Genomic DNA, 14,445 nt, shown 5'->3' with positions numbered 1-14,445 from the left:
CGGTGAAGACCGCAGTGAGAAACTTGAGTTCTCACCAGCCGTGCTCAAAGTGCTGGAATATGTTCGTCCTAAGTATGCTTGTCGTCAGTGCGAGCAAACTGAAGACAAAAGCCACATCGTTCAAAAGCCAGCGCCCCAGAGCATCATCCCTAAAAGCTTCGCGACAGAAAGCTTGCTAGCCAACATCATCCTTGGCAAATATCAATACGCAATGCCACTGTACCGCCAAGAGTCGCTGTTTACTCAGTCGGGTATTGAGCTATCGCGAACTACTATGGCAAGGTGGGTTATCCAAGTCAGTGAGAAGTTCAAACCGCTGTATGCGGCCTTGAAAGAGCATCTACTCCAACAAGTGGTGGTTCAGGCAGATGAAACGCCGCTCAATGTCCTCAAAGAAGATAAACAGTGTTATATGTGGCTCTACTGCTCGGGCGCAGACTAGCCCGACGCTGCACAGCCGAATGTAAAGAATATCGCCTTGTACGACTATCAAAACAGTCGCGCGAGGGCATGCCCTGTTGCCTTCTTGGGGGATTACAGTGGTTATCTGCAAACCGATGGCTATGGTGCCTATGATGGTCTTCAACAAGTCACCAATGTTGGCTGCTTGGCGCATGCACGGCGTAAGTTCATGGATGCTAAGAAGCTTCAAGGTAAAGGTAAGTCAGGCAAAGCAGATAAAGCGCTAGCCAAAATCCAGAAGCTCTATGGGATAGAATCGCGCTTAAAAGGTGCGACTGTCGAAACACGAAAAGCAGAACGTCAACTGCATGCCAAGCCGATACTGGATGAGCTGTACGAGTGGATGACGACTCAACAAGTGCTAGCGTCTAGCCCGTTGGGCAAGGCGATAAAATACACGCTCGGCCAATGGCCGAAACTTATCCGCTATATCGATGACGGTCATTTATCTATCGATAATAATCGAGCTGAACGCGCAATTAAACCGCTGGTCATTGGCAGGAAGAACTGGTTGTTCTCGACCACTGCAAATGGCGCTGACGCGAGCGCGATGCTTTACAGCATCGTCGAGACTGCGAAAGCCAACGGCCTTATCCTCTACGACTACATAGTCAAGCGCATGAAAGAGCTAGCGAAAGCTGAGCCTGATATCGATGCGCTCCTGCCTTGGAACTTCAAACATTAACAACATCGCCCCGTGGGTTCATGGGGCGCATACACAAGACGAAGAGTTGCGGAAGCCGGAAAACGACACTGGCAAAGGCTTTCAAGCTGATGAAAACAGCCGAGTCAAACTGGCGAAGGCTGAGAGGATTCAAGTTACTGGCGGACGTTATCAAAAGAGTGAAATTCCAAGATGGCATTCGCGAAACCGAGGAAAACCAGCAGGACATTGCTCTTGAATCCGTACACCAGATTTGACGATAGCTCCAAGAGAAGAGGTACGTGTGGATATCTTTGAATATATTGAGATATTCTATAACGTGAAACGTCGGCACAGTTCAAATGATCAAATGTCACCTGTAGAGTATGAAAAGCAGTACAAAGAAAGGCTCAAAAGTGTTTAGTAAATCGGTGGCTATTCATCTTCTTTAAAACCATGAAGGTTAGACGTATCTATGATGCTGAAAACCAGACACTGCTTTACTTGTCTTACACAACCAAAGAGACGGATGGTAGCTTTAAACACAGCCTATCAACCTTACCGCTATGGGGAACCAAGGCTTGGCAGAAGCCTGTTGAAAACAAGTCATAACTAACGCCACTCAGTAGTCTCCGCTACAAAAGAAAATGTTGGCTTCAATGTAATGGACCCTACATGGTCAGTGCATCCTGAGAATGCTGTCCCCTATTTGTTTTCAAACATTGGACAGCCACCTTAGACGGCATTTACAAGAAGTTCAATGCTTAACGTCTAGGCTATGCGCCCTCCAGAAGAATCTGGAGGGCTTTCCCCTACAAGTATATCAATCGGATAAAGTACCCCATAATTCCGGATTTATTTCACCGGAACCACACAGAACTTACTCTCAGCTATTTAATCAATAGGCATTTGATACGATATTCGATGCCATGCTTGATTTAGCCTTTTCAGAAATTTCAGATACGCTATCCGTACCCGCCGATTTTTCTTTTGAAGAATCAAATACTGCGATAGTTTGAGCTAATAGTTTAGACTCAACTGACGAATAGCCACGAGTATTAGTATTTAAACCAAAATCCTTAATAACTGCATGGATCTGAAATTCAACAAGAGGAGCAATATCACGACCGATCGAAGTAAATACTCTCTTCTGCTGTAGTTTAAATGACTTAAAAGATGACCTGTTGTTCTTTCTTTTGGTGACAGCCAAGAAAGTCGTAGTGCCCCGTCGGTAGTTTCTAATTGGATTTAATTTATCGTCATTGAATAGTATGTCCGAATCTAGCTCTTTCTTGACTATTGTCGAAGCACCATCCGTTTTAAAAGTATCCTCGATACTCGTTAGGCGTAGCCCTTTCTGATCAAGGATGAAGTGAAGTTTTGTCTCACCACTAATCGCAGCCTTGAAACAAATTGAATCATTATTGATCTTGATATCAACGCCATTCCACCCATACCCTTTGGCGAGGATAACTAAGTTTTTCGCTAAAATGGTGCCATCCTTAGGAATTGGTATATTCCATGGTCGAACTCGCTCATGGTTTCCTGATTTATTGACCACACCAGCGACTGCTACTGCTGTGTTGTTGTTACTTGGAGAATAAATCAACCCTGATTCACCTATAATCAGATTCTCGTCGGTGATCTTTATAATTCGCTCTGGAATAAGGTGAGAAACATCAGCCTCCGTCAGTTTTAGTTTTGCTAACTCGGTGGTTTCTACATGGCCATTCGCTCTTTCTATCACTACTTCGGTAACACCATCTCCATTGATATCAATGGCATTTTTTACTTTTCCACCTTTTAGATCCAGCTTTGCAAGCTCAAACGGGTTGTCAAAGTACGTTCGATTTTTTTCTCCTTTACTACCCAGTGCGACAAAGTTTCGGCCATTGGCTTCGGCAAAATACAAGTCACTAATACCGTCTCCGTTATAATCAACCACACCTTCATAGCGCCAGTCGGATTTAGTCATCACATCATGTAAATTTTTCCAGGCCACAGTGATCCTCTTGTTAGCGACGTAGTAACCATCATAGGGCGAAGACCTTCTGCCTGAACTCATGGCGACTTTAATGGCGTAGGTTCTCCTGCCATCGGCCGCAGTCTCTTTATCAAAACCAATGATGTCGGCCTTGCTATCTCCATTAATATCTGTGACCGTCCTTTTATTGTTGCTCTGATTATGCCACCCCTTCTGGAGGGTAAAGTTACCCTTATAAGAAGGTATAAATCGACGTTCGGACGGTGAGTAGATGTATACCTCTCTACCGAAGGCAATGAGCTCTTTCTCTCCATTACCGTCGATGTCTCCGAAAAATATCGGCAACTTATTGGTGTTAAGCCAACCATGTTTTTGTTGAAAATTATATTCGACCAGTGTCCCAGACTTATATTCGATATTTATTCCATTCTCCCTTAAGGTGACTAACTCCTCCTCACCATCCCCGTCTGTATCTGCAACCCAAATACCGTCTTGCTCGTTCACCACACTGAGCTTACCCTGCTTTGTCCTATACAACGTCCCTGAAGCACCTTTTAAAATGACGCCTTTCTGCGCGTCGTGATATACTTTTTTGACCATTTCCGGCATGGAAAATGAGACCACCGAATTGTCGGCTGATACGGTAACCAGCGTATAGTCACTGCGTTGGAAATACGCATTGTTCTGTTTATCTATACTTATAAACTGGCCATAGACGTGGGCCCTTGAATGCGTAAGTTGAGTCATCACCTGTTGTGGCGTAAAAGATTGCGTACCAATTGCAATTGATGCGCGTGTTCTGCCACCCTCAGAAGGTTTCAACGCATCTGCAATTTTCAACTTCCGATTTCCAGATGTTAAAAACAGGTCGTCTCCAACAAGTCGCCATTGCCAAGCTTGTTCATCCGGCAGCGTAATTCGCACCTGTGAGGATGCCGCCGTCTGCACATTCACTGGTGCAAGATGTAAAAGCTGGGCAGTAATATCGAGAGCAACTGATGGCTTTTTGCCTGGCTCAACCGTCAGCCATTGGCCATCCATCCGGTATCTTGCACCGGATACCCCCGTGATTACATCTCTTCCTATTGACTGAATGGGCTCTGGCATCACTAACAACAAGTCCTGACGGGTATACTTTGTGACGCTTAATGCCTTTACGACATCATTGCCTGCAGTAATCACGGCTAACTGCCCATCAACCATGGTAAGATTTTTTACTTTCCCCCCGTTCAGGTCCAGCTTTGCAAGCTCAAACGGGTTGTCAAAGTACGTTCGATTTTTTTCTCCTTTTCTACCCAGTGCGACAAAATTTCGGCCATTGGCTTCGGCAAAATACAAGTCACCAATACCATCTCCGTTATAATCAACCACATCTTCATAGCGCCAGTCGGATTTAGTCATCACATCATGTAACTGTTTCCAGGCTGGGTCTGCACTGTTGTTGGCTGTGTAATGGCCGCCAAAGGGTTTATCGGCATTCCCTGAACTTAGTGCAATTTCTATTGCGTACGTTCTCGTACCATCAGATGCCGTTTCTTTATCAAAGCCAATGATGTCGGCTTTGCCATCTCCGTTAATATCTCTGACCGTCCTTTTATAGTTGCTCTGATTATGCCACCCATCTTGGTGGCTAAAGTTACCTTTATAGGGTTGATCATACTTTTTTTGTGCTGGTGTATATCTAGATACTGCGTCATAACCAAAGGCCACAATTTCTTTCTTTCCATCGCCGTCGACGTCAGCTAAAAATATCGGGTAACGTTCGGTATCTAACCATCCGAATTTTTTTTGGAAATTATCTAAAGTTGTTGTTCCTGATTTATATTCTATATTTAATCCATCCGTTTTTAAGGTGACTAACTCCTCCTCACCATCACCGTCTGTATCTGCAACCCAAATACCCTCAGCTGTCTCATTCACCACACTGAGCTTGCCCTGCTTTGTCCTATACAACGTCCCTGAAGCACCTTTTAAAATGACGCCTTTCTGCTCGTCATAAAACATCCTCTCAATCTGTTCAGGGGGTGAAAGTGAAGTCACCAACTGGCTCGCTGATAAGATAACCAGGGTGTTATCATCACGTTGGAAGTAGGTGTTTTTTGCCGAATCCGTCCCTAAAAAAGCACCAAAATTCGGGCTCTGATGCTTGGCGTGTTTAAGCACCGTTAACAGCCCCTCTACCGTCAATACTTTGCCATCAAGATTAAATCGAATCTCTCCCTGCTTGTTATAATTATAAGTTTTGAAGGCGTCCACTGCGTTAAACGTTTTACCACCCGCTTCCAGGATTAAGTCTGGCCCATCGATTTGCCATCTCCACTCCCCAAGCGACGAAGGGAGCACCACCTCTAAATGTTGTGATGGGGTGGCGACCAAATTCACCTTCGCTTGATTCATTAACCTGTCGCTGATTCTTAGCAAAGTAACCTGTGCATCAGGTACGATTTCGATTTCGCTTATGGGCAGAGCAGCAAAAACCCCCGTTCTCGGCAGATCAACGTCGATATGCCCTGAGCCTGTTGCCAAAATAGCCAGTGTTCCCACACCCGTACCTTGATACAAGTATTTGCATGAACGTACGTAAAATGTCGCATTGACTACCCTTTTTCTTTTGGTATCGAATACGATCACATCTTGGATATCTGACTGTAGTTTCGCGGAAACTATCTTTACCGTGTCTGAAAAATCTAAATCGCTCATGATCGCTTTACCAAGGTGGCGCTCCAGTACAGATCGGAGTGCATCTTTGCCTTTCCTTAGCAAAGGGTTATCTTGATAGTGAGGTGCTGTTCCACCGAATAGCAACTCTGTACCATCAACGGCCACCTCATGGATAAAACCTGATTTGACGGCAAAAGCTACCTTTTTGCTTTTTGAGAACAAATCGACGGTGTAACCCCCGCCCTTCAGCTTGATGAGCGAGAGCGAGGCGGAATTAGCCATCTGAAGGACAGTTGGTACCCCAACTTTTACCGGCAACTTTTCAATAATTTTTAAAGCCTCACCAAAATCAGTCTCTGACTCCATACTAATCGAAAAGCTCAAGTTTCCTGATGGCATATCAACCAGTGTCATGATGCCTACCTTGGCCGCTTTATCTCGGTTCAAGATGGATAAACGCTGGGGTGCTTGGCCCGAAAAATGTATTTCCTGTGTGCCGATGGACACCTTATCTTTTGTAACCCTGATATCGTGAAGCAGTCTGTATTTAAAGTCGCCTTGTTGAACTATCCTTTTATTGCCATCCTTTCCTTGAAGAGAAAAGTCATACGCCAGTGCATCAGCGTTTATTCGCCATATCTCACTCGATGTATTACTGGCAACCACGTCAATGTTAGCGGCCTTATATGGCAGCACGAGATCATAAATGCCTCCTGAGCCAACCAGCTTATAATCCAGCAGACTGCGTTTATAATTATCCCATACCGTTTCAAATACTAAAGTTCTATTTTCTTTGTCCAGCGTCACTGAAATTGGAGTCCGGTAGTACTTTGTTTTTTGCGCATTAATCTGAATTCCATGATCAGTTCCGCCTCCCCACACGCCCCATACAAAATGACTGCCATAGTATTTCCTGAGTTTATCTAAAGAAGAATTGTGTGGGCGATGTCCAAGAGGAATAGTGTGTAAATGCACTTGAAGCCGCTGGCTCAAGGCAGCAGGCAAGACAAATACGCGACTATTACCCGTATTTAAGAAAGCGTGACTTTTTCCTAGACCTTTATAAATGTCAATCGACTCTTTCTCGGAGAAATAAGGGATTGAGAAATAATTATCCCAACTACCAGGGCGAGTATGACCACTTCCACTTCCAGATTTAATTTTTGATGTAAGCAAGGTCCCAAAGTAGATTTTTTTATTCAGAAAATCGACTTCCTTCACCACCGCAGTGCTTCCAACACTGGCAATGCCATCCTTGACCGTAACAATATCCCCCGTAACATCATCTTCCAACGTCTGGAAGTACTTCGCTGTTGCATCAAATTTTTCTTTTAATACAGCAAAGTTATGAACCAGAGACGGAATAGCAGCCACTATACCAACAAGCGGTACCGTTAATGGCGCCAATATGGCGCTACCCGTCAACAACGCGGCCAGATCTACACCTATTTGTAGTGCCAATGTACCTATTGACGCTTTCAAAGTGGCTTTCGAAACAGGATCTTTCGCTTTTGAAAGCTCGACGATGGAGGTATATAAAAATATTCCATTCGTTATGAAGTTGACGCCAGTAAAAAAACCACTTGATGCCCGCATAGGTTCGACTATGCTGCTAGCGCTCATTTTCTCAGCTTGCTCTATCAGCGAAACCAATTTGCTTAAATCATGGACACCCCCTAATCCCATCTGAGTGAAGGAAGCCATAATTTCCATTTTTGTTGCCAATGAGGCGTGAGAAAACCCGCTAGACTCGAAGTCCATCACTGACTTGATTAAAAAGGCAAAGTTCATCGTACTTGGGGCTTCCACATCCCCTACGTCCGCTTTATTTGCAAAACGCCCTGTGGCTTTGTCAAACGAGAAGTTTTTCTCGATTGACTCACTGAGCTTGGCACTCGCATGACTGAAAGCCTCAATAGCATCGCGTTCTGTGCTGCTTAAGGTGATAAATTTACTTGTACCGTCTTTCTTGTTTAAGAACAGCAGAGTGCCATCCTCTGCATTGATGTGGGAAGTCGCTACCCAGTCACCACCGAGATTGTTGGTCTTAATCAAGTCTGTAACTGTTTTATTAAACGTCTCAACGTAGTGGCTGGCATGTACCCCTTTCACAACTTCAGACACTGCCTTCTCTCTGCCACTCGCCGTCAGTTCATGCATTTCATAGATCTCTTGATGGAGTTTTTGCATAACGTCATGGGACGCTTTGGCTTGTAATTGCCTCTCGAGAATACTGTCTGTCCCTTGGCTTTGAGTCGTTGCCAGCTCTTTATGGATGCTCAGAATTTCATCCATTGTCAGATTTGTCTTCGTTAGCTTCTTCTTCAAAAGCTGGATATTGGAAGAGAACTCTCTATCTTCGCTGTGTATTTTTACTGTGCCGTCCTTGTTCCATGAAGCCACCACCTTCTTAGTAGCCAGCGGATTTTCAGGCTCGACTAAGCTCACCTTGCGGCCCTCAATATTGACAGCGACTTCTCCCGCTCTAGCAGAAAGTGTCGTCTTCAGCCCCTTTTTGTCTAGTGCGACAAGCAGGTCCTTGACGAAGCTTTCGCGATACTTTTCAGTTTCTAAATCACAGCCAACCAAACTGATCCGCTCTGGTAGGGTATTGCCCGTTACCTCCTTAGCAAAACGCGCTTTAAAGTCCGTGATCAAGTTAGCCAGTTGGTCTGGATCATAATTGCTGAGCACCGCTGTCTGCCGTGCTTCATCTTTTCCACCATGACCTACAAGTTGCCATCGTACTTTTCCCCCAAGCTTTTTCACATCACCGTAAATAACGCGGTATTTTCCATCTTTATCGAGCTGCACGATCACCGTCTTGTCTGGGTGTTTACCGGCAAGCCTAGAGGCTGACTCTGCAACAATCGCGTCATTTTCAAGTTGAATGATTATCTGACTGTCATACTGACTGGTGGTAGAGGATTTTTTGGGAATAACCTTATATTTCCCCCATGTCTCCACTTTTTCTACTTTGATTCTGGAAAGCTCATGTGATCTTTGTTTCTGCTTATCAAAGTAGTTTTCTGGCATTACTAATGTGGGATCGATGTCTTTGAAGATCTTACTTAGTTCATAATCAGTTCTATGGACAAGGACTTTTTCGTTATCAGGGTTATAAAGAAATATATCAATATCTTTATTGCTAAAGTGTTGCCCTGCCCATGGGTCAATAATGATGGCATCAGGCGAATTACCCCCCACCCTTAAAAAAGCGTGGTCACCCTCCCCACCCAGCTTCAACATTTCTATAGAACCTGAATAGTTATACTTTTCCTTGAGTAAAAACGCTGCATAAAGCGCTTTATCCCCACAGTTACCTAAGCCTTTTTCAATTAGCGCTTTAAAATATTCCTCATTTTTTCCTTTCAATAAGTATAAGTTACGGATAATCGCAATCTCTTGCTGCATATTACCGAACTCTTGCGCTGTCATCTCCCAAAGTTTTCTCGATTCGCTGGCATTGGCTCCAGGTTTTTCTGGGAGATTTTTTATTTTTCTTATTATCGAGTCTATCTCAGAAATGGCTGTAGTCGAGTTAGGCAGCGTCTCGTTAACCTCCTTGATGACCCTATCGGCATCAATCGCATTTTTTGGCAATGTTGGATCTATGATGTCAATTTCACTCGCAACCAGCCCAAACAATTTGTCCAAAATTTCTTTTTTCTGCACTGTGGGAGCTTTGGATTTCTTGGCCTGATTAATCAACTTAATTAGTTCTTCTACCTTTATTTCCCGGCTGTAGCCCCCTTGTAATTTCAAATATTCGTCAAACAAAGATTTAATTTCATGTACATACTTATCACCGTATAAAGCAAGTTTATCTATCTTGCTTTTTACGTCAGACACATTAATGCTTTTACTCAACCCTTTACTGACTGATAGGTTTTCATTAACAATAGGTTGAATAATCTCCCTATCATAATAACGGGTCAGGCTTGACAATTCTTTTTCCAACTCTTTTATATTTTTAGCTGGTTCGGCTCTGTAATGCTTGAGTATCCGAATCTTGATGTCGGTAACCTCTTTAGCCACAAGAGACCTTAAGAACCAGCGTGGAGAAGTCATTGCCTCTCCTTTTTCAAAAATATCGATATACGCATTTGATAAATCAATCTTTGCCTTATCAAGGCTGGGATATTCGTTATACCTGATCAGTGTTTCTCGATTCTCTCTAAGAGAAGCAAATTTTTCTTTCCATGCAGCCAAGGGCTCAACCATTGGATCAACACCACCAAACTTGTGGCTCGCTAAATCGAAAACGATGTCTTCACCATTGATATGGGCTTTAACGGCATAATGACGCTTTGGCGAAAGCGACAGCTCATTTTCAAAGACAAGTAGACCAATTACACTTGCTTTAATACCTTTGCCCTGGAGCAAGGACACAACGCGTGATGAGATTTTCTGGCTTGATGCTTCACCAGAACGATAGCTTTTTATCACGCTGTCATCGATGATGCCGAATTCGACTTGCTTGGCATCTAATGCAGCGAGGCTAAGTTCTTTTTCTACGTTTTCCTTAAGCGCTTCGGCAGAATGTTTATCAATGTTGTCTCCACGACCCAATTCATCAACAAGTTGATTGAGTGTCCTTGCTAATACACGTTGCTTGGAGAGATCAAGCTGATGCTTCAAATAAAAGGATTCCAGCTTTTCAAGCGTAGCGCTGACATTTATTCGGCCCAGCGTTGTGCTTAAGAGCTCTGTTACGTTATCAATTTGTTTGCTAAGGCTTACATCCGTCTTTATGGAAGGGCGTAAAATGAGGCGATCATAGGCATCTATTCGATGAAAGAGCAGTTCTACTGCTGTTCTATTGTGATCGCCTTTCGGGTAATTGCTACTCAGTGCCTCCAAAGTATATTTTAACGCTATGATTTCTTTACGCTGTCGGATGAAGAAGTCATTGTCACTTTCTCCGGAAGCACGCGCCATGCCGTAGAAGCTTTTTAATAGAGGGGAAATATTCTTTTTTAGCTCTGACACCAATGTATTGCTATTGGGAATTTTCGCCACTTCCAGAATGTAGCGATCAAACTCGTCGAGAGTAGGGGGCCTTTCTCCCCATGTGATATAATTCAAAGAACCTTTTTCAAAGATCAGCTTGTTATAAAGGCGATTAACCCAAGTTATAAAGCCCTTTTGTCGTATGTTGTGAATAAAAGTCTGCGTATCTTCCCAGTCTTTTGTCAGAAAAGCTTCGCCTTCGGGCGTGATTACAAATATCTGTTCTTCTTTTTCAGGAAAAGGGTTATCCGTCTCAGCTCCATGATGGATAACATTTCCCCCTGTACGGCCAGTTTGGACAACCGACTTATTCAAATCTGCAATTAAGCCTTTCATCCACTCTGGTACTTTACCGAGATTAGGATCAGCTACACGGCGATCTGCCTGACCCAGGCCCTGCGTTTGTACTTTCTCAACAACTTTTTTCAATGTCAGTTTTTCATTCGGATCTGATTTTTTTACAACGGAATCTAAGCTAGGAGCGACCATAAACATGTCATAATCTGCCGTTAGTGGAACAACGCTCCCGTTAATTTTTGCGCCCATCACATCGAGTAAACGCCATGGCTTATTTACTCCCAGTGTTGAGCTTGTGCCAGGTAGTGTACGGTACTCAACTGAGTAGGGATTGGTTCCGTCGCCTTTTAACCTAAATTCATAGTGTTGGGCACCTTTACCAGTGATAGCAATGGATTTTGTATTTTTGTCCCAACTCAACACCCCTAACGACTGGAGTTCATTCAGTCTCTCTTCCGATAATGTCAGCGCGACCGTACCAATACTTTTTGATGCTTCATTTAGCGAAGTCCGATTTGAAGAATTTCCTAGATTAACCCCCTTTACATTACCAAATTTCTTACTTAAATCTTGGTCGAGCGGGATGAAACCAGCCATCGGTCCCCAGTCCGAAGATTTACCATGTACATTGAGTCCTTTTGTCGCAGCCCCATTCTTAATCAGTGACGTCGAGAACTTATTAACTTTCCTAAATAATAGGTATACTTTTTTTTCACGAGCTAATTTTATAAACGCTTCAACATGCTCTTTAACCAGACCTGATTTCTCTACGTCCTGCTCATTAAGCTTGTTTTTTAATTTTTTGTTTGGCGTTACCATCTTGAAATATTTACCTCTAAAAGAACAATAGACCACCTTCGGCGGCAACTGATAATGTTACTGGAGTTAGCAGGTCGGAGACATACGAAAAACAAAATCAAAATCAAACAATGCGCAATGAGGTTAAAAGACTATTTCTAAAGGCGTCATCTTTTACACCAAATTCAAACCGAAAGTATTATGAGTACATAGCTAACCCCTTTCTGCGCAAGGGGTTGACAGGGAATGTGATGATTCATTTCACTGCCAGCTATTTCATCTTTTCAGTCTCAGTCTTCCATACCACAGTGGCGAATAAAAACTGCCTGAACGACTTGGTATTGGGGAGAGTTTTTTGGTTCTGTCGCAAACTTTGAGCCTTTTAGTTAATATTTGCTTAATTTCCACTCATGATACTTATTCTTAATATTCAAAGGCTGCCACTTTCCCTCTGAAGTTATTCTCGAAACCGAGGAAAACCAGCAGGACATTGCTCTTGAATCCGTACACCAGATTTGACGATAGCTCTCATGCGGATGTCCTGGTGTAAGAACTTATTGAATGCATGACCAAAAATATGCTCACAGTGATGTCTTTTAAAATCAGAAGGATATATTTTCTCTCCTGCTTTATGTTTGAAAAAGATTTGGGGAATGTTAAATGTTTTTCGAAGGTTTTTGCTATGGTTTCACCCTCATTCCCCCTTATTTGTTGGTTATTTATGAATATGAAGAAATCATTATCAGTAGTTGCGTTATCTCTATTAAGCATGTCATCGTACGCGAGAGATGATGCGAGTTTTGACTGTTTATTAGAAAAAGATGATTCAGCTCTAACACTGCTGTTAATATCACAGCTAGATTCAGTGGAATTTAACGATTTCCTTATCAGCTACGATTGGGAAACAGGTAAGCCAAACGCTGTAAATATTACTGTCCCATCAACTGAGTTTTATGATGAATCAATAGTGGATGCATTATCTGAAAAACATAGAAGAAAGCTCAGCTTAGAAGTTCAGAAAAGGATACAGAGTAACGACCTATTCAGGGAAGTTGGTAAGTTTTCATTTGATGGAGTACCAGGTTATGTAAGCATTCAAGGAATGTATGCTTCAGATGATTCTTTGTCTTTCAGATCGGTTGTAAGCGACAAACAGTTACAGAACATTCAACTTGCAGTTGATTCTGGAAAAAATAAGATTACGTTCTTCTTGCCAGAAGATAAAATATCTTGTAATCCAAGTGAGCATAACTTAATTAAAAATGGTGACTTTGAACAAGGTGTTAAGCATTGGAACTACAATGGTGGAATCGAAGCTGCCTATAATGTAGAAGCCTATGGAGTTGAAAATTTCCATAATGGGGGCATAGTTTCTGAAATGGATGCAGATCGTGGCTCACATACAGAAATCTACCAAGATGTTACGTTTGATGGAAAAATTAATAAACTTCATCTAAGTCTGTGGTTTACTAGTCGAAAAAACGAATCTGTAACAGAGAATGACGGTATTGAAATTTTCTGGGATGGGAAAGTCGTTGGTAGACAAACGGGCTATCGTAGAGGGTGGAAAAAATTTGAAACCGATGTAGATGCTAACTTTGGAGAAGGGCAATTGATGATAAAAGGGCTTGGTGAAGAAAATGGTGCTGGATATATTGTTGACAATATAAGCTTAAGCCCAATGAAGATATTCGTAAAGTAAACCCTGCAGGTATTTGTAGGGCTCTTTCACAAAATTGAAAAGAGGTGAGTGTCAGCTTTCTCCGGACACACTTATGCTGTGAGTGAGTAGAACGGCGTTGTTGATCAAATAATCTTCGGGGAAGCCCAGTGCCAAGGGCTTTCCCGGCTTAACTGGTCGCTGCTCTAACAGGCATACCGAGTCCAATGACTTTGTTCATTGCTTTTACCCCGGCGAGTGCTTCACCATCTTGGGCGTTGTAATCACGAAGAGACAGTTTAGGGCTGTTGAACTGTTTATAGCGATACATCCCTGTCTCCGACAGTACTGTGAACGTTGGTGATAGCCATTGCCCTTTTCCACTGTTTCAGCTTACCGCTTTTCAAAGCATTGACGGCATTATTCCGGGGGATGCCCTTCTTCTCAGTATCCCACATTTGAACGAGGCGGGATGGTGGGTTTCGCCCCTTTTTGCAGCACCCTATGACATTCTTTTGCGTCGTAAGCGCCATCAGCTGAGACTTGTTCTATCCGTCGGTGCAGCGGGTTCAAAAGGGTAGGAAGCGCTTCAGTGTCTGCCGCGTTGACCAGGCTGACGACGGCGGATACGACCTCATGCGTTTCGGCATCAATAGCCAGATGGATCTTGCGCCAGGTACGTCGTTTCTCTACACCATGCTTGCGGGTTTTCCATTCTCCTTCACCGAAGACTTTCAGGCCTGTTGAATCGACGACTAGGTGAGCGACTGTCCCTCGACTAGGGTTGCGATACTTCCCCTCAACAGTCTTCGCCCGTTTGCTGATGCAGCTGTATTACGTAATGGTACGATTATCTTGGAAAGCAATTAAGCCTTATAATTAGATGATTAATTGAGGTTTATTATCCCAAACTCAGTCTATCCGAAA

2 protein-coding genes and 4 pseudogenes are annotated in these 14,445 nt (G+C 43.2%); 4 read left to right on the top strand and 2 right to left on the bottom strand.

The window, feature by feature from the left end; all coding sequences use genetic code 11:
• The 3 pseudogenes from BCT81_RS03380 to BCT81_RS03365 form a co-directional block, all read left to right on the top strand.
• Positions 1–1,147: pseudogene (locus BCT81_RS03380) on the top strand (IS66 family transposase); the annotation flags it as partial.
• A 241-nt stretch (positions 1,148–1,388) separates the two neighbouring features.
• Positions 1,389–1,529 (top strand): annotated as a pseudogene (locus BCT81_RS03370) (IS3 family transposase); the annotation flags it as partial.
• Positions 1,530–1,543: 14 nt separating this feature from the next.
• A pseudogene (locus tag BCT81_RS03365) lies at positions 1,544–1,717 on the top strand (CreA family protein); the annotation flags it as partial.
• 286 nt (positions 1,718–2,003) lie between these two features.
• Here BCT81_RS03365 and BCT81_RS03360 read toward each other — a convergent pair.
• On the bottom strand, positions 2,004–11,879 hold the full coding sequence (locus BCT81_RS03360) for a TcdA/TcdB pore-forming domain-containing protein (RefSeq protein WP_102423241.1): 9,876 nt from the start codon (positions 11,877–11,879) through the stop codon (positions 2,004–2,006).
• A 544-nt stretch (positions 11,880–12,423) separates the two neighbouring features.
• Here BCT81_RS03360 and BCT81_RS03355 point away from each other — a divergent pair.
• Positions 12,424–13,560: a hypothetical protein gene (locus tag BCT81_RS03355; protein WP_032498097.1), complete on the top strand. Its 1,137-nt coding sequence runs from the start codon at positions 12,424–12,426 to the stop codon at positions 13,558–13,560.
• A 148-nt stretch (positions 13,561–13,708) separates the two neighbouring features.
• On the opposite strand, the pseudogene BCT81_RS03350 reads toward BCT81_RS03355, so the two are convergent.
• Positions 13,709–14,352 (bottom strand): annotated as a pseudogene (locus BCT81_RS03350) (IS5 family transposase); the annotation flags it as partial.
• Positions 14,353–14,445 lie beyond the last annotated feature (93 nt).

Origin of the sequence: Vibrio sp. 10N.261.52.A1, assembly GCF_002876325.1 — a bacterium.
Taxonomy (GTDB): domain Bacteria; phylum Pseudomonadota; class Gammaproteobacteria; order Enterobacterales; family Vibrionaceae; genus Vibrio; species Vibrio chagasii.
This window is presented reverse-complemented; position numbering and strand designations above follow the sequence as displayed.

What these genes read in the sequence shown, in the direction of transcription:
- BCT81_RS03360 (WP_102423241.1), bottom strand. Translation starts at nt 11,879, where the DNA reads ATGGTAACGCCAAACAAAAAATTAAAAAACAAGCTTAATGAGCAGGAC.
- BCT81_RS03355 (WP_032498097.1), top strand. Translation starts at nt 12,424, where the DNA reads ATGACCAAAAATATGCTCACAGTGATGTCTTTTAAAATCAGAAGGATA.